This window comes from Bradyrhizobium sp. CFUWI, from assembly GCF_056429085.1.
In genome coordinates, this window is record NZ_JBWJZE010000010.1 from 78259 (window position 1) to 95846 (window position 17588).

Annotated in this window: 14 protein-coding genes; 8 read left to right on the top strand and 6 right to left on the bottom strand. The window is 66.1% G+C overall.

Annotated elements, in window-relative coordinates; all coding sequences use genetic code 11:
• Positions 1-96: 96 nt before the first annotated feature.
• Entirely contained in the window at positions 97-1761 is a 1665-nt protein-coding gene (locus AC066S_RS22240) for an aminotransferase class III-fold pyridoxal phosphate-dependent enzyme (protein WP_478270617.1), read from the bottom strand.
• 35 nt (positions 1762-1796) lie between these two features.
• On the opposite strand from AC066S_RS22240, the gene asd reads away from it, so the two are divergent.
• The gene (asd, locus tag AC066S_RS22245) at positions 1797-2660 is read left to right on the top strand and encodes an archaetidylserine decarboxylase (protein WP_478270618.1); all 864 of its coding nucleotides are present in this window, start codon (positions 1797-1799) and stop codon (positions 2658-2660) included.
• 64 nt (positions 2661-2724) lie between these two features.
• Positions 2725-3276, top strand: a complete 552-nt coding sequence (locus tag AC066S_RS22250; RefSeq protein ID WP_126255244.1) for an NUDIX hydrolase — start codon at positions 2725-2727, stop codon at positions 3274-3276.
• 214 nt (positions 3277-3490) lie between these two features.
• Here AC066S_RS22250 and AC066S_RS22255 read toward each other — a convergent pair whose 3' ends face one another.
• Both AC066S_RS22255 and AC066S_RS22260 read right to left on the bottom strand, forming a co-directional pair.
• On the bottom strand, positions 3491-4900 hold the full coding sequence (locus AC066S_RS22255) for a FecR family protein (protein WP_478270693.1): 1410 nt from the start codon (positions 4898-4900) through the stop codon (positions 3491-3493).
• Between the two features lie 274 nt (positions 4901-5174).
• The gene (locus tag AC066S_RS22260) at positions 5175-5957 is read right to left on the bottom strand and encodes a DUF2147 domain-containing protein (RefSeq protein ID WP_478270619.1); all 783 of its coding nucleotides are present in this window, start codon (positions 5955-5957) and stop codon (positions 5175-5177) included.
• A 195-nt stretch (positions 5958-6152) separates the two neighbouring features.
• Here AC066S_RS22260 and AC066S_RS22265 point away from each other — a divergent pair, with 195 nt between their 5' ends.
• Complete coding sequence (locus AC066S_RS22265) at positions 6153-7037, top strand: DUF2147 domain-containing protein (RefSeq protein WP_478270620.1); 885 nt, start codon at positions 6153-6155, stop codon at positions 7035-7037.
• A 429-nt stretch (positions 7038-7466) separates the two neighbouring features.
• The gene (locus AC066S_RS22270) at positions 7467-8672 is read left to right on the top strand and encodes an extensin-like domain-containing protein (RefSeq protein ID WP_478270621.1); all 1206 of its coding nucleotides are present in this window, start codon (positions 7467-7469) and stop codon (positions 8670-8672) included.
• A gap of 90 nt (positions 8673-8762) precedes the next feature.
• Here the strand turns inward: AC066S_RS22270 and AC066S_RS22275 are convergent, their stop codons facing one another.
• A complete protein-coding gene (locus AC066S_RS22275) occupies positions 8763-9101 on the bottom strand; it encodes a DUF6665 family protein (protein ID WP_126255249.1) in 339 nt (112 codons plus the stop codon).
• A gap of 53 nt (positions 9102-9154) precedes the next feature.
• Positions 9155-9790, bottom strand: a complete 636-nt coding sequence (locus AC066S_RS22280; protein ID WP_135168601.1) for a TetR/AcrR family transcriptional regulator — start codon at positions 9788-9790, stop codon at positions 9155-9157.
• Positions 9791-9983: 193 nt separating this feature from the next.
• Between AC066S_RS22280 and AC066S_RS22285 the strand changes: the two genes are divergently transcribed.
• The 4 genes from AC066S_RS22285 (at position 9984) to AC066S_RS22300 (ending at position 16661) form a co-directional block, all read left to right on the top strand.
• The gene (locus AC066S_RS22285) at positions 9984-11276 is read left to right on the top strand and encodes an HlyD family secretion protein (RefSeq protein ID WP_478270622.1); all 1293 of its coding nucleotides are present in this window, start codon (positions 9984-9986) and stop codon (positions 11274-11276) included.
• 204 nt (positions 11277-11480) lie between these two features.
• Entirely contained in the window at positions 11481-13067 is a 1587-nt protein-coding gene (locus AC066S_RS22290) for a DHA2 family efflux MFS transporter permease subunit (RefSeq protein WP_135168598.1), read from the top strand.
• A 336-nt stretch (positions 13068-13403) separates the two neighbouring features.
• On the top strand, positions 13404-15200 hold the full coding sequence (locus tag AC066S_RS22295) for an ABC transporter ATP-binding protein (RefSeq protein WP_478270623.1): 1797 nt from the start codon (positions 13404-13406) through the stop codon (positions 15198-15200).
• 54 nt (positions 15201-15254) lie between these two features.
• Entirely contained in the window at positions 15255-16661 is a 1407-nt protein-coding gene (locus AC066S_RS22300; RefSeq protein WP_478270624.1) for an MATE family efflux transporter, read from the top strand.
• A gap of 26 nt (positions 16662-16687) precedes the next feature.
• On the opposite strand, the gene AC066S_RS22305 is transcribed toward AC066S_RS22300, so the two are convergent.
• Positions 16688-17431 carry a sulfite exporter TauE/SafE family protein gene (locus AC066S_RS22305; RefSeq protein ID WP_478270625.1) on the bottom strand — a complete coding sequence of 248 codons (744 nt, stop codon included), beginning with the start codon at positions 17429-17431 and terminating at the stop codon, positions 16688-16690.
• Positions 17432-17588: the final 157 nt, after the last annotated feature.

Consider the following 17588-nt stretch of genomic DNA (forward strand, 5'->3'; position numbering starts at 1 on the left):
GGGCTTGTCCCGGGCATCCACGTCTTGAAGCCATCGTGCGGAGACGCGTGGATGGCCGGGACAAGCCCGGCCATGACGGCTTCGGAGTATGAAGCCTCAGCGCCCGAAGCGCTTGGACAGCATCTCTTTCAGGATCTGCCGCTTGATCTGCTTGTTGGTGAGCACGCCGTCGTGCCACCAGAAGCCGTCGGCCTTCATCTTCGCGGCCGCGCGGACGAAGCGTTCGGCGACTTCGGCGAAGTCGGCGTCGGTGTAGTTCAGGCTGAAGATCAGCCGGCCGGTGCCGACCCAGCTCAGCGCCAGACCTTCGGCACGCAGATAATATTGCAGCATCCAATTGTAGCGGGAGGGCGTCGTGTATTTCACCGTCCAGATCGAGGAGAAGTTGGCGAACCGCACCGGCAGGTCGGCGTCCTCCATCATCCGGTTGAGCTTCTGCATGCGGCCGTTCCAGGTTTCTTCCAGCCCGTCATAGATGGCGCGGAAGTTCGGGCTGGCGAGCCGGCTCAAAAACTCGTCCATTGCCGTCATGACATAGGGATGCGAATTGAACGTGCCGCGGGCGAAGCAGATATCGGCGGGACGGTCGTCGCGGAAGCGGCGCATCAGCTCGCGCTTGCCGCAGACCACGCCGACCGGCAGGCCGCCGGCGAGACTCTTGCCGTAGGTCACCATGTCGGCCTTGACGCCGAAATATTCCTGGGCGCCGCCGGCGGCGAGACGGAAGCCGACGAAGACCTCGTCGAAGATCAGCACGATGCCGCGCTGATCGCAGACCTCACGCAGCTTCTTCAGCCATTCGGTGTAAGCGGCGCGGTCGAAATTGCCGCCGCGGGAGGAATCGACCAGCGCGGAATCGCCGGGCGCGTTGGCGTTGGGGTGCAGGCCTTGCAGCGGATTGACCAGCACGCAGGCGATGTCCTTGCGCGTGCGCAGGACGTGCAGCGTCTTCTCCGACATCTCGGCAAGCGTGTAGGTCTCGTGCGCGGGAATCGGGTTGCCGACGCCGGGCTGCACGTCGCCCCACCAGCCGTGATAGGCGCCGGCGAAACGAACCAGATGCGTGCGCTTGGTATGGTAGCGCGCCAGCCGCACCGCCTGCATGACGGCTTCGGTGCCGGACATGTGGAACGAGACCTCGTCGAGGCCGGAGATCCGGCAGAGCCGCTGCACGTTGTCGAGGATGACGGGATGGTAGGGGCCGAGCACCGGGCCGAGCGCATGCGCGCGCTTCTCGGCACCCTCGATGCACTCCTTGTAGAAGTCGTTGCCGAAGATGTTGACGCCGTAGGACCCCGTGAGATCGTGCGACGTGTTGCCGTCGACATCGGTGACGGTGACGCCGCTGGAGGATGCCACGAAGGTCGAGGTGCCCAGATGCTCGCGGACCAGGCGCGAGAACTGGAACGGCACGCGGTAGCTCTCGGTGAAGTTCAGGTCGGAGATCTTGTCCGCGGCCTCCTTCGTCATCGCGCGGCCCTTCGGGTAGCGCTCGGCGTAGAGGGCGGCGAGACGGAAGAAGCCGTCCTTGCGCTGCGCGGCGATGTCCGCCGGCGCGCCGTCGCACGCGAAGTAGTCGTTCTCTCCGAACTCGTAGAACGGGAGCAGCTTTGCCACCCGCCGCGACATCTTGGAGTGTCCGGCGAGCGAGCGGTGCTTGGCGCGGGACAACTCGATCCGCGCCTTGATCTTAGGGAAGACGGCGGCAGCGGACGCTGCGGCGGCCACGGACATCGAGAGAATCGGGAGTGTCGTTTCCATGACAACAAGCGCTAATACTGTGAGCTGACAGATTCATGACAGTCAAAGCCCTCATCGCCTCTTTCACCCAGCAGGAAGACATCAACTTCCTGTTGACCAACCGCATTCCCCGCGCGGCGCTGACCCGCTTCATGGGCTGGTTCTCCAAGATCGAGAATCCCTTCGTGCGAGACGTCTCGATCGCGCTGTGGAAGCTGTTCTCCGACCTCGATCTGTCGGAGGCGAAGAAGACCCATTTCAGGAGCCTGCATGATTGCTTCACGCGGGAGCTGAAGCCGGGCCTGCGGCCGTTCGATCCTGATTCAGCGGTCGTCGCCAGCCCTTCGGACGGCATCGTCGGCGCCCACGGCAGGATCGCCGACACCGAGCTATTCCAGGTCAAGGGCGCGCCCTATTCGCTGCTCGACCTCGTCGGCGATTCCGCGCTGGTCGACCAGCACCGCAACGGCAGCTTCGTCACGCTGCGGCTGACCTCGAGCATGTATCACCGCTTCCATGCGCCCTATGATGCGCAGATCGAGGGCGTCACGCTGATCCACGGCGATGTCTGGAACGTCAACCCGATCGCCCTGAAGCGGGTCGAGCGGCTGTTCTGCAAGAACGAGCGCGCGGTGATCCGCACGCATCTTTCGACCGGCGAGGCCGTGACGCTGGTGCCGGTCGCCGCGATCCTCGTCGCGAGCATCCGGTTGCATTTCCTCGATAGGGTGCTGAACGCGCAGACGCGCGGCCCGGTCAATTTTCCCTGCGACGTCAGGGTGGCCAAGGGCGAGGAGCTCGGCTGGTTCGAGCACGGCTCGACCATCATCATCCTGGCGCCCGGCGATTTCAACTTCTGCGACGGTATCGCCGAGGGCACGCGCATCCGTGCCGGCCAGGCGCTGCTCAGAAGAAAGTAGCCTTCAATCCGCCGTCCCCGCCGCCTATATCGTCGGTGGGGACGATTCGACGACGGATTTGGTGATGGCGCGGGCGCCGGTGATGGCGGCGGGTGGTATCGTGCTGCGGCGTGGTTCGACGCCGCTGATCGCGGTCGTGCGTCAGCGCAAGCGCAATGAATGGGTTTTGCCCAAGGGCAAGCTCGACGACGGCGAGACGCCGAAAGAGGCCGCGCATCGCGAGGTGCTGGAGGAGACCGGCCACGACGTCGCCGTGCATGAATTCCTCGGCACGCTCGCCTACCAGTCCGGCGGACGCGTGAAGGTCGTGCATTTCTGGCGCATGGAGGCCGAGGGCGGGCCGGTCCGCAAGCTGACGAACGACATCAAGGCGGTTGACTGGCTCTCGCTGGACGATGCGATCGGGCGGCTGTCGCGCGAATATGAACGCGCGTTCCTGACCCAGACCGGCCCCATCGCGCTTGCCGCAGCAGGGCTGGCGCCATCGCCGGCGCAATCGGCCGATGACATCGATGCGGCCTTGCAGACGTTGACACCCGCCGAAGCCGTCTCCGTCGAGGAGTTGCGGCACGGCCTGTTGCAAAAGGTGAAGGCCTGGCTGCGCGGCGAGGCGTGAAGTCTGGAGCGCGCTGCTTGCGGTTCGGAGACATCCGCGAGTTGATAGGCCTGTAAGAGCCTGAGCTCCCTCCACGGAGGAGAGAGCGGCGTGCTCGACGTTGACCCTCATGATGAGGAGCGCATCGCGCGCGTCTCGAACCATGCGGCCCGACTGTGGCCTCGTCCTGCGAGACGCCTGCTTCGCAAGCTCCTCAGGGTGAGGGGCGGCACTGTCACCGCCGCTCCTTCTCCTTCGGGGCTGGCGCCGGTTTGCGCGGAGCTGCCGGGCGCTGTGCGGCCGGGAGGCGCTGCTGGAATCCGCCGGGGCGCTGCAAGCTTGGCGGTTGAGCCGCGGGCGGCTGGCCCGGCTGCATGCCGGTGTGCGGCAATTGCGGCTGTGTGTTCGGCGACTGCTGTGGCACGACTCCTCCGGGCTGAATTCGTCCACCGCGCGGCGGTTGGGTTTGCGGCGTGCCGTTGGGAGCCGTGCCCTGTCCCGTGCGCGGCGCACTTGGACGTCCGGCACCTTGCTGCTGACCGGGTTGCGGCTGACCCTGTTGCTGCTGGCCTCGCTGCGGCCCCTGGCCCGCACGTGGGTTCGCCGGCTGCACCGCGCCGCCTTGCCGCTGCGGCGGCTGGGCGCCTTGCCGGCCCGGCGCGCCCGGCTGCTGCTGACCCGGACGGTTGTTCTGGCCGTTCGGGCGCTGCGGCTGCTGTCCGGGCGCGGTCGGCCGCAATTGCTGTTGCTGCGGCGGTTGCGCCGGCCGCGGGATGCGGCTGAGCGCGCCTGGATTGGCGCGGCGGAAGTCGCGCTGCTCGGTGACGATCTGGCGTCCCGTGGTCTGCGCCAGATGGACCTGGCTGACGAAGCCGCGGTCGCGCGCGATCTGCCGTGCGGGAATCGTGATCGGCACCGCGGCAAAGCGCATGCCGCCCGCGCCAGGACGGATCGCGAAGCCGCTGGCGCCTTGCGTCAGCGCGCCTAGGCGCGTGCCGCTGGTGCGGTCGTCGACGTCGATGTGACCGACGCGGCCGTCGGCGTCGGGATAGAGCTTGATGTTGACGTTGCGCCCGCCGCTCGCGGCCGCGCCTTCGGGCACCTCGACGACGCCGGTGGTGCCGCGGACGCCGAGCGTCGCCGTGGGCGTCGTGATCTTCATGTTGCCTGTCTTCGCCACTGCCGCCGCAACGAAGGCGACCGTGCCCTTGCCTATGTCGAAGATTCCGGAGTTCTGCCTGCCGCCGTCCTCGTAGACGTAATTGTCGATCGTGATCTTGGAGCTGGCGGAGAGATTGAACGTGGTCGCGTCGCTGAAGGTGATGCCGAGCGAGGAGTTCGACGAGGTCTGCACGACGTCGTTGAGATAAATGTCGTCGCGCACGCGCAAAGGATAGGAGTTCTTGTCGCGGATCACGGTCGCGATCCCCGTGACGGTCGCGACGTTGCCGATCGGCTCGACGGCGGTGGCGTCCGTAGCCGGCGTCGGTGGGGCCGAGGGCGTTGGGGCAGGTGCTGGCGCCGGTTGGCCCTGCGGCTGCACCTGAGCAAGCTCGATTGCATCGGATGCATGCGCCACGCCGCCGCCTGCCAGCGGCAATGCCAGCAGCGCAAGCGCGAACACGAAGCGGCGCCAAGCCAGCATTGATGTCACGAGGAAGTCCCGGTGAGAACGCGAGGCGAGATCGGCCGATTTCAGCCGGGGGGACCTGAATGGCGGATGAACGTGTGCCGGACAACAAGAGCGCGCCTGTTGTAGCGTGCGCGATGCTAACGGGACTCGCTATCTCTCCAGTGTCATGGCCGGGCTTGACCCGGCCATCCACGTCTCGACGCGCGGCACCAAGAACGTGGATGCCCGGGACAAGCCCGGGCATGACGAAGATAGTGCATGTGTCGGAGCTAACGCGCTCCGCGCGTCAGCTGACGCGCTTCCAGGTCTGGCCGCCGCAGAACATGCCGCCGAAGGCGCAGCCCTGTACGCGCATCGCATTCGGGCCCTTCATCGCGATGGTCGAGTCGTAGTTGCGGCCGGAATTGGGATCGCGGATGCGGCCGCTCCACTTCGAGCCCTCGGGCTTCATGTTGATCAGGATGCGTTCGTTGGTCTTCTCGGCATAGCCGCACAGATTGGCGCCGCACTGCTCGACGCGGACATTGCCCTTACCCTCTTCGGTCGCCCACACGCCGATCGGCGAGTTCGGTGCGGCCACAGGCGCGGCGGCCACCGGAGCCGGAGCGGGAGCTGCCGCCACCGGAGCGGGCGCAGCAACGGGAGCAGGCGCTGCGGGCGCGGGCTGCGTCGTCGTATCGACGGACGGCGCGGCGGCAACGGTCGACGCGGGCGCGGCGGGGGTAACAATTGGCGCGGCCGGTGCGGTCGCCTGAACCGGCGCCTGCGGCAAGGGCTGCTGCTGCACCGGAGCCGGCGCGGGCTGCGCGGTCGTGGCCGGAGCCGGCGTGGTGTCGACGTCATCATCCTTGGAGCCGCCGAGGCCCTTGAGGTTGATGTTGTTCAGCTTGATCGGCTTGTCCGACAGGCCCGGTGCGACGATGGTCACGCAGTTGAGCGAGGCGCAGTTGCGCGGCGTCTCGATTCGGATGTGTTGGCCCTCGATCTGGAACGAGATCGTATTGCCGCCGGCGTGGGCGGCGGTCGAGGCCAGGAAGAGCGCGGTGGCGGCGACGGTGAGCTTGTTCATGACAACCTCCGAAAATGGCGCGGTCCCGATTTGGACTGAAGTCGCCGGTGGATGAAGCGTGGTTCGACCCTATGCCGGACCGGCCCGGTGTTCTGTGACGGGGGTCACAACGGCGGCGCGCCCTTTGGGTGAGGCAGCGCACATTCAGCCGCAATTCCTCTGCGTAAGGTCGTCGCGACATTGAGGGAGAGGGCGATGCAGCGGCTTGCGACTTCGCTTGGCACATTGATCGCGCTGATGGCGATCGCGCCGGCGGCCGAGGCCGGTTCCTATTCCATCTCGATTGGCGGCCATCGCTTCCATGTCGAGGCGCCCAGGACGTGCCGATCCACATCCTGCGTGTCGATCTCGTCCCATCGCGGCTTGCGGCCGGTGGAAGACGCCGCGACGAGGCCGGTCCCGCCGCCGGCGCCGATTGCCCGGACGTCGCCGGTCGCTCCGGCCATCTCGGTTTGCCCGCCGCCGGCGACCGTGGTCGCGCCGCCGCCGGCTGCTCCAGCACCGACGCTGGCCGCCACGACATCGCAGCCCGTCGTGCCGCCGCAGGCACCGAGACCAGAGCCACCAAGAGCTGAGGCGCCGCAGCCAGATCCGCCGCGCGCTGAGGTGCCGCGCGTCGATCTGCAGAAATCCGTGACGCTCGATCCGCCGCGCATGGAGCCGCCGCCTGCCCCGAGCCCCGAGATCAAGCAGACCGTGGCGGTCGCACAGCGCAACGACGACGAGCAGGCCCATACGCCGCTCGGCGAATGGGAGAGCCGAGGCGCCAAAGGCACGGTCCGCATCGAGCGCTGCGGGCCCGCACTTTGCGGTTACGCGTTGACCGAGGCGTCTAACCGGGGCGAGAGCGTGCTCGTCAACATGAAGCCGAAATCGCACGAGGTCTGGACCGGCAGCATCTACAGCCGCTCCAGCGGCAACACCTATTACGCGACCATGACCCTGAAGAGATCCGGCAGGCTGCACGTCGAGGCCTGTGCGCTTTGGCGTTTCTGGTGCTCCGGCAACGACTGGACGCGGGTCGAGGCGCCGCGCGAGCAACTGATCACGACCTCGCGGCAGTGGAGTGCACGGTCGTAGCGTCGCGCCGAATTGTCTCTTTCATCTTCTTGCAGGGTGAGGGTCTGTCTCAGCGAACGCCGGCGCGCGAGGATAGAATCCCTCATCCGGCGCTACGCGCCATCTTCTCCCACAAGCGGAGAGGGGAGCCGCCTTCGATGCGCTTGATGAGCTGCTAGATCATGCCGAGCACGATGGCGCCGACGAAGGCCATGGCGAGGTAGGCGGTGACTACGCTCAGTTTCCCGGCGAACGTCATGAGGTCGCTCCCTCCACGCGCGCCAGTCTGCGCGCGTGCATCATGGTTAACAGAGAGTCTCGTCCAGATAAAGTCAGCCCTGCTGTCGCTCGGTTCTGCCCGAGGTTCGGCCCGGGCGAACCCGCATGGTTAAAGAACACTGAAATCAACGTGTTGAAGAGTCTTTAAGTAAATTCATCGAACGTGCGTGCATGACGCGCGGAGTTCGTTTGTATCTCGTCGGCTCCATCGTCCTTGTTTCGCTAGCGGGTTGCGGACGCGGCTTCTTCCAGGCCGAACGTGAACCGTGGCGGGCCGAGGCGGAAGCCGCATGCCTGAAATCGGGCGCGGTGAAAGAGGGGCCGGATCTCGTCCGCATCGACCCGATTTCCGGGCCCGGCATGTGCGGCGCCGAGTTTCCGCTGAAGGTCGCGGCCATCGGCGAAGCCTCGGGCAGCTACGGCTTTGCCGACGAGCAGCTGCGCCCGCCCGGCAGCATCGGCGGCCAGCCGCGTTGGCCGGTGGCGCAGCCGCGGTCGAATTATCCGCAGAGTCAGAATTACCCGGCGTCGTCCATTCCGCAACGGCCGAACTATCCCGAAAGCGCGGTTCGCCAACCCGCCGGCTACGGTGCTTCGTCCGGGCCGATGTCGCTGAACGCACCGGGCGTGGCGGCGCAGGAGGACGAGATCGACCTGCCGCCCGATGGCACCGATGCCGCGGGCGCGGCGCGCTACATGAATGCGCCGAGCTATCCGGCCCGGCCGGCGCCTTCCTCGCAGGCGCCTGCGCCGCAACCGCTGCCGCGCCTCGGCCCCGCGCAGGGCAATTCCGTCACGGCCGTCGGACCCGTCGCGATCAAGCCGACCGCGACGCTGGCCTGCCCTATCGTGTCCGAGCTCGATCGCTGGCTTGCCGACACCGTGCAGCCTTCGGCGATGCGCTGGTTCGGCGTGCGGGTCGCCGAGATCAAGCAGATCTCCGCCTATTCCTGCCGCGGCATGAACGGCAATTCGCGTGCTCACATCTCCGAACACGCCTTCGGCAACGCGCTCGACATCTCCGCCTTCGTGCTCGCCGACGGACGCCGCGTCACCATCAAGGACGGCTGGCGCGGCATGCCGGAGGAGCAGGGTTTCCTGCGCGACGTGCAATCGGGCGCCTGCGCGCATTTCACCACCGTTCTCGCGCCTGGCTCGAACGTCTTTCACTACGATCACATCCACGTCGATCTGATGCGCCGTGCCAGTCGCCGCCTGATCTGCCAGCCCGCCGCCGTGTCCGGCGAGGAGGTCGCCGCGCGTGCGCAGTCGCGCAGTCCCTATGCCAATGCGCGCGATCAATCCGTCACCGGCTCGCTCGGTGCGCGCAAGAGCATGGCGCGCAAGCGCGAGGAAGACGAGTACATCGACGAATAGCGGCGCGTTTCACCCGTGGCCGAAATGGAGCGAAGCGCAGTCCGGGACAATCGTCCCCGCATTCCGCTTCGCTCCCTGCAGGCTACGATCCTACGAGCCTGTTTTCGACGGTGCGGGGGCCAGCCCCATGCAGCGCTGCACCTCGCCCGGGACGTTGTAGGTGCGCATGATATGGCGACTGTCGCGCAAGCCGGACGCCTCGCGCTGCACCACGAACATCCAGAGCGCCTCGCCGGCCTCCAGCACCAGCTTGCGTCTGGCCGGCTGCATCGAGGCTGCAGTTCCCGTGGCGGCGTGGGCGGCGTCAAATTCGCGCAAACGCGCCAGCGCCTGCTCGAGCGTGCGGCCCATCCGTCCGAGCGCCGAGGCCTGTTCCTGGACGATCTCATAATGGAGGATATCGACCGGCGGGCGAAGATCACGAGGCATGACCGCAATATAATGCTGCCGTACCGGCCCGCGCAACGCGCGGCCCGCTGCCGTCACGTCGCCTTATAGGCCGCCAGGAACATCCGCGTCGCGCTGCCGACCACTTCGCTCATGCGCTGTTCCGACGGTGCGGGGGCGGCCTGGAACACGAAGGGCAGGAAGAGCGAGGCCTTGCAAAGCTCCATGAACTGGGAGGCGGCAAGATCGCAATCGTCGATCCTGAGATCGCCCGAGGCGACGCGGGCGTTGAGATAACCGGAAAGGAGGTTGATGCTCTTGTCCAGCACGCGCGCATAGTAGCGGCGACCGACATCGGGCATGCGCTCGGCGATCGCCATCACGGTACGGATCGCCGATCCGCCACCGGGCCGACAGACCAGATGAAGATAGGCGAGGCCGAATTCCTTCAACGTGGTCTCGGCATCGCGCGCGGGATCGAAATTGAACACGACCTGGCCGTGCTGCAGCGCCTCCTGCTCGAGGATGGCCTCGAACAGCGCGGTTTTGTCGGCGAAGTAAACGTAGAGCGTGCCCTTGGAGACCTGCGCCGCGCGCGCGATCTCGCCCATGCTGGCTCCGTCGAAGCCGAGTTTCATGAACACCTTGCGGGCACCGTCCAGGATCTGACGACGTTTGGAGCCGTCCTCCTCCTGGATGAGGTGCAGATGGTCGCGGTCGGCTACAACCATTGGTTTAGGGTCTCGGAAGTTTTCTGGACAAGGTGCTGAACGGTGAGATGCAAATAGGGATTCGGACCAGTAGGGTCCCACTCGGAACTATTATATAGATTGACCGAACCGTTCGGTCAATGATATTTGAGATCAGCGACAGGAAATGGGGCTTCGGGCCGGCCGTCCTCGATCGCCTTTTTGGGAGGCCTTGATGGCGGCATCGAGAGACCAGGCTGCGCGAGTCCTTCGCCAGGAAGCGGCGGAGCACGCCGCCGGTAACGCTGCGATCGAGAACTCTGCTCCGCTTGCCGAGCAACTGCGCGATCAAAAGGCCGAGGAGGCCAAGCGCCGCCCTGCCGAGGCGCCGCAGAAGCCCGTGGCCGACAAGCCGGCCGCACCCGTCGCCGGTTCTCCCAAATCCGGCAAGCGCAAATTCGTCCTGATGGGCGTCGGTCTGGCGCTCGCGCTCGCCGCCGCGAGCTATGCCGGCTATTACACGCTGGTCGGCCGCTTCTACGTCTCCACCGATGACGCCTACGTCCGCGCCAACAACACCATGCTGGGCGCGCGCGTTTCCGGACACGTCGCCGCGATCCTCGCCGGCGACAACACGCCGGTACGCGCCGGGGACGTCGTCCTGCGCATCGACAACGGCGACTACAAGATCGCGGTCGATGCGGCAGCAACGAAGATCGCGACCCAGCAGGCCACCATCGATCGCATCGGCCGCCAGGTCGCCGCGCTCGACAGCCAGGTCGCGCAGGCCAAGGCCCAGCTCGTCTCGGCCGAAGCGGGCCTCAAGCGCGCCGATCTCGATTACGAGCGCCAGCAGGCGCTGAGCACCAAGGGGTTTGCCTCGCGTGCAGTGTTCGAGAGCTCGGAAGCCGGACGCGACCAGGGCGCCGCCGCGGTCAAGGCCGCGCAGGCGGCCTACGACGTTGCCGTCAGCAATGTCGATGTCGCCAAGGCGCAGCAGGCCGAAGCGCAGGCCCAGCTCACCGAGCTCAAGACCACGCTCGCCAAGGCGGAGCGCGATCTCAGCTTCACGGCGGTGCGTGCACCGGTCAACGGCACGTTCTCCAATCGCCTGGTCAACACCGGCGACTTCGTCGCGGTCGGTCAGCGCCTCGGCAACATCGTGCCGCTGGACGACGTCTATATCGACGCCAATTTCAAGGAAACGCAGCTCAAGCGCATCCGTCCCGGCCAGCCGGTGACGATCAAGGTCGACGCCTACGGCATGCGCAAGTTCTCCGGCGTGGTCGACAGCATCGCGGCGGGCGCGGGCTCGGTGTTCACGCTGCTGCCGCCCGACAACGCCACCGGCAACTTCACCAAGATCGTGCAGCGCGTGCCGGTCCGCATCCGCGTGCCGAAGTCGGTAGCGAAGCAGAACCTGCTCCGTGCCGGCATGTCGGTCTATGCCACCGTCGACACCAACAAGGGCGCGGCCGACGCCGACAGCGAGGTCGATCTCGACGATCCCGCGGTCCATCCGCAGTAGGATGCGGTGACATGAATCGCTCTGCAGCCGCAAATGCAGGTGCGCTCCCTCTCCCGCTTGCGGGAGAGGGCTGGGGAGAGGGTGCTTCCGCAATGGGACAGTCCCTAAGCGGAGAGAACCCTCACCCGGCGCTACGCGCCGACCTCTCCCGCAAGCGGGAGAGGTGCACCGACCCCGCAGCGTGCTCCAGCCCGAGCTGACACGATGGCAGACTCCACCACCGCTTCACCTGCCATGATGGCGGACCCGGCATCGGAGCGCATCGCGCCCAAGCGGCTGTTCGCCTTCATCATCATGGTGTTCGGGATGTTCATGTCGATCCTGGACATCCAGATCGTCTCGGCGTCCCTCAGCGAGATCCAGGCCGGCCTGTCGGCAAGCTCCAGCGAAGTCTCGTGGGTTCAAACCGCCTATCTGATCGCCGAGGTGATCGCGATTCCGTTGTCGGGATTCCTGTCGCGCGCCTTCGGCACGCGGCTGTTGTTCGCGATCTCGGCGGCCGGCTTCACCGCCTCGAGCCTGCTCTGCGGCTTTGCCACCACCATCGAGGAGATGATCCTTTGGCGCGCGCTGCAGGGATTCTTGGGCGCCGGCATGATCCCGACGGTGTTCGCCTCGGCCTATACCGTCTTCCCGCGATCGAAATTCCACATTGTCGGCCCCATCATCGGGCTGGTCGCGACCCTCGCACCCACGATCGGGCCGACGGTCGGCGGCTACATCACCGACCTGATGTCGTGGAATTGGCTGTTCTTCATCAACGTCGTGCCCGGCATCGGCATCACCGTCGGCGTGCTGGCGCTGGTCGATTTCGACGAGCCGCATTTCGAGCTGCTCGACCGCTTCGACTGGTGGGGTCTCCTGTTCATGGCCGGCTTTCTCGGCACGCTGGAATACGTGCTGGAGGAAGGCCCGCAATATGAATGGATGCAGGACACTTCGGTGGCGGTCTGCGCCTGGATCTGCGGGCTCTCGGCGATCGCCTTCTTCTGGCGCGTCTTCACCGCGGCCGAGCCGATCGTCAATCTGCGCACCTTCACCGACCGCAATTTCGCTGTCGGCTGCACGCTGCAGTTCTGCATCGGCATCGGGCTCTATGGCCTGACCTACATCTATCCGCGCTATCTCGCCGAGGTGCGCGGCTACAGCGCGCTGATGATCGGCGACACCATGTTCGTCTCCGGCATCACCATGTTCCTGGTCGCGCCGCTGGTCGGCCGGCTCATGGCGAAAGTCGACATGCGCTACATGATCGCGTTCGGCCTCGTCGTGTTCGCGCTCGGCTCCTACCAGATGACCTGGATGACGCGGGACTACGATTTCTATGAACTGCTGGTGCCGCAGATCCTGCGTGGCGTCGGCATGATGTTTGCGATGGTCCCGACCAACAACGTCGCACTCGGCACGCTGCCACCTGACAAGGTGAAGAACGCGAGCGGGCTGTTCAACCTGATGCGCAATCTCGGCGGCGCGCTCGGCCTCGCCGTCATCAACACCGTGCTCAACGACCGCACCGACCTGCACATCGCCCGCCTGCAGGAGCGCGTGACCTGGGGCAACGCGACCGCCACCGAAACCCTGAGCATGTTCATGCAGAAGTTTCAGGGACTTGGCGATTCCACGCTGATGGCGATGAAGCAGCTTTCCCAGCTGGTTCATCGCCAGGCCGTGGTGATGAGCTTCGGCGATGCCTTCTTCATCCTGACGCTGTTCTATCTCGCTCTCAGCTTGCTGGTGATGCTGCTGAAGAGGCCGCCGTCGCCGTTCGGTGCCGGGGGCGATGCGCACTAATTTGCAACACTCATCCGTGATCTCGCGCCCGGCCCGTTGCAAAGCGCGAGCGACACATCTATAAAGCGCACCTCATTCAATCGAACCGGGAGGGATTTGCATGATTTCGTCGCATTCGCAGATCGTACGCCCGCGCTCGATCATGATCTGGTTCGGTATGTACGCGGCCTGCTAGAGGCCTCTTCCGCCAGCTTCGATTGGGCCAAGGTTTCGACCAGGCGTCCCGATCGCTCCGCTTCCCAAGTCAAAGTCAGTTTTGAGTGACGCCGTTTCGGCCCTCGTGGCCGGCCTGCGTCCATCGATGGAGCCGGCCCGCGCGTGCGGCCGGATGATGTCATGACCGCTCTGTCCAAGAAACCCGCCGCCATTCGGGTGGTGCTGCCCTTCGTGTTCCGGCACTGGCTGAAGCAACCGGGGCGCGGCCTGATCGTGGCCGGCGGCCTGCTGGGTGCGACGGTCGCCGATCTGTTCATGCCGGTGTTCTCGGGACACCTGGTCGATGCGTTGACGCGCGGCCCATCGGATCTCGAGGCGCGCCACGCGGCGCTGGCGGCATTCGGCGCCATCGTGGCGCTGGGCGCGGCCTCGATGGTGCTGCGGCTCGTCGGCCTGCAGGCGATCGTGCCGTTCACGCTCAAGATCATGTCCGACGTCGCGCAGGACGCGTTCACGCGCGTGCAGCGCTTCTCGACCGACTGGCACGCGAACTCCTTTGCAGGCTCCACGGTGCGCAAGATCACCCGTGGCATGTGGGCGCTCGACCTGCTCAACGACACCATCCTGATGGCGCTGGCGCCCTCGCTTCTGGTGCTGGTCGGCTCGATGATCCTGCTCGGCGTGCATTGGGCCTCGCTCGGCCTCGTGATCGCGATCGGGGCAATCCTCTACGTCATCACCACGGTGGTGTTCTCGACCCGCTATATCGCGCCGGCCGCACGCGTCTCCAATGCCTGGGACACCAAGGTCGGCGGCACGCTGGCGGACGCGCTGACCTGCAACGCGGTGGTGAAATCCTTCGGCGCCGAAATGCGCGAAGAGGCGCGGCTCGCCCGCGTCATCAACCGCTGGCGGGTGCGCGTGCGGCGGACCTGGTTTCGCTACAACTACACGTCCATGGCGCAGCTTGCCCTGCTGCTGTGCCTGCGCGCGTCCGTGATCGGCGGCTCGGTGCTGCTGTGGATGTCCGGGCATGCCTCGCCCGGCGACGTCACCTATGTGCTGACGAGCTATTACGTCATCCATGCCTATCTGCGCGACGTCGGTATGCACATCAACAACCTCCAGCGCTCGGTCAACGACATGGATGAGTTGGTGGCGATCCATGACGAGCCGATCGGGATTGCGGATGCCTCCGATGCGCGACCGATCGCGATCGAGGGCGGCGAGATCGTGTTCGACGACGTCACGTTCCACTATGGCGGCCACCGTGCGCCGCTGTACGACGGCTTGTCGGTCAGGATCCGCGCCGGCGAACGGGTCGGCCTGGTCGGCCGCTCCGGCTCCGGCAAGACCACCTTCGTCAAGCTGGTGCAGCGCCTCTACGACGTCAGCGGCGGTCGCGTGCTGATCGACGGGCAGGACATCGCGCGCGCCACGCAGCAATCGCTGCGCAGCCAGATCGCGATCGTGCAGCAGGAGCCGATCCTGTTTCACCGTTCGCTTGCGGAGAACATCGCCTATGGCCGGCCCGGTGCCAGCCTGGAGGCAATCGAGCAGGCGGCGCGGCTGGCGAACGCGCATGATTTCATCCTGCGCCTGCCGAAGGGCTACGGCACGCTGGTCGGCGAGCGCGGGGTGAAACTGTCGGGCGGCGAGCGGCAGCGCGTGGCGCTGGCGCGTGCGTTCCTGGCGGACGCGCCGGTGCTGATCTTGGACGAGGCGACGTCGAGCCTCGATTCGGAATCGGAGGCGCTGATCCAGCAGGCGATGGAGCGTCTGATGAAGGGCCGCACCTCGATCGTGATTGCGCACCGGCTGTCGACGGTGAGGAGCCTCGACCGCATCCTGGTGTTCGACCGCGGCGAGATCGTCGAGCAAGGCACGCATGCGATGCTCGCAGCCAAGCAAGATGGCGTCTATCGCGGCCTGTTCGAGCGCCAGGTCGTGGAGCTCGGACAGATCGCAGCGGAGTGAGGCACGCGGCGGCGGGGCGAAGGTCCCGACCTCGCGCCGCCATAGGTGAACGACATGAAAGACCTGACGAACGGCTCCATCGTGAGACACATCCTGGCCATGGCCCCTCCGATCATGGTCGGCATGGTCACGATCATGATCTGCCAGCTGGTCGACCTCTACTTCGTGTCGGGCCTCGGCGACGCCGCGGTCGCGGGCGTTGCCGCGGCCGGCAATGCCGGCTTCCTCATCAACGGGCTGATGCAGGTGCTCGGCGTCGGCGCGGTGGCGCTGATCGCGCATGCCGTGGGACGCAAGGACCGGGCGGATGCAAACCTGATCTTCAACCAGGCGATGGTGCTGTCGGTGCTGTTCGGATTGTTGACCCTGGTCGCAGGTGCCGCGCTGTCGCGCGCCTATATGCGTGCGATCGCCGCGGACCAGGCCACGATCGAGGCCGGGACCATTTACCTGCTGTGGTTCATGCCGGCGCTCGCGCTGCAGTTCGCGACCCTGGTGATGGGATCGGCGCTGCGTGCGACCGGTATCGTTCGTCCTGTCATGCTGGTGCAGACGCTTGCGGTGGCCATCAATATCGCGCTGGCGCCGGTGCTGATCTCGGGATGGGGCACCGGCTATGCGCTCGGCGTTGCCGGCGCAGGGCTGGCGAGTTCGATCGCGGTCGCCGTCGGCGCGCTGATGCTGCTTGTCTATTTCCGCAAGGTCGAGCGCTATGTCGCCTTCAATCCGGCGCAGTGGCGTCCACAGCCGCGTCATCTCATGCGCATTCTCAATGTCGGCCTGCCCGCCGGCGGCGAGTTCGCGATGATGTTCATCTTCATGGCGGTGGTCTACTACGTGCTGCGCGATTTCGGCGCGGCGGCGCAGGCGGGATTCGGCATCGGGCAGCGCGTGCTCGGCCTGATCAACATGCCTGCGCTCGCAGTCGGGCTGGCGGCCGGGCCGATCGCCGGCCAGAATTTCGGCGCAGCCAACGCTGCGCGCGTGCGGGAAACCTTCGTCAAGGCGGCCTTGATCGTCACGCTCGTGATGGCCGGCTTCATGATCCTCGCGCAGGTGAAGCCGGAGTTGCTGCTCGGCGGATTCTCTAACGACCGCGAGACCATGGAGGTCGCCTATCTGTTCCTGCGGGTCATCTCGCTCAACATGGTCGCGCAGGGGCTGATCTTCACCTGCTCGAGCATGTTCCAGGCCCTCGGCAACACCAAGCCGGTGCTTTTGACCTCGGCGACGCGCGTGTTCACCTACTCCCTGCCGGCGATCTGGCTCTCGACGCTGCCGGGCTTTCGCATGGAGCACGTCTGGTACCTGTCGGTCGCGACGACCACGTTGCAGGCCGGCTTGAGCCTGTGGCTGTTGCACCGCGAGTTCAACAAGCGCCTGACGTTGGCGCCGAAGGAGAAGGCCCCAGAGCAGGAGAGCCCCGAACCCGTCGCGCCTCTCGCCCGCGAGCCGGTGTGACGACAGCTGTTCCTCGCTGGGAGGAGCTAGAGCGCGCCGAGACTGTTCCAGACCAGGGTCAGGCCCGACAGGAACAGCAGGCCGAGCACGACATCGCCAAAATGCTTGTCGTTGAGGGCGTGATAGACGCGTGCGCCGGCCCAGGCGCCGATCAAGGTGCCTGGAAAGGCGACCAGCGCGAGCCAGACCACTTTGAGCTCGACCAGACCCGATGCGGTCTGCAGCGCCAGCGCGGTGGCGAGCACTGTGAAATTGAAGAGCTGGAAGATGCCGCGCCGCTCGTGCTTGTTCCAGCCGCGGATGTTGGCCCACAGGATCGGCAGCGGACCCGATAATCCGGCGAGGCCGCCGAGGATACCGCCGGCAAAGCCGATCGCGCCATCGGCGAAGCGGCCGCCGTACGTGATCGCGAGCGGCCTCTTGTTCAGATACATCGCGCTCGAAAAGACCAGAATTAGAACGCCGACGCTCAGCTTGAACACTTTGGGATCGGCCGAGGCGACCATCATGGTGCCCAGCGGCACGCCGAGCAGCCCTCCGATCAGGAACGGCCAGACCAGCGAGAGATCAAAGCTCTTCCACATCGATGGCAGCGTCGAGGTCTGCGCGATCACCGAGCAGATCAGCACAAGGGGCACCGCGAGCGAGGGCGGCAGCACGTAGAGCCAGATGCCGAGTGCCATCAGCGCCGTGCCGAAGCCTGCCAGCCCCGAGACGAAGCCGCCGGCCAATGCGCCGAGGAGCAGCAGGACGTAGGTGAGCGTTTCCAACAGATTGTCCTTCGCCGCGGCGATCCCGAAAGTTGATCGCCGTCGCCCGCATAGCACGCCTGCTGCCGTGCAAGTCAATCCATCCCGCATGCAAGCGTGATCTGCGGCGCGTCGGGCTTTCGCGAAGGACAGCCCTACGTCGCGGCGACGATCGTGC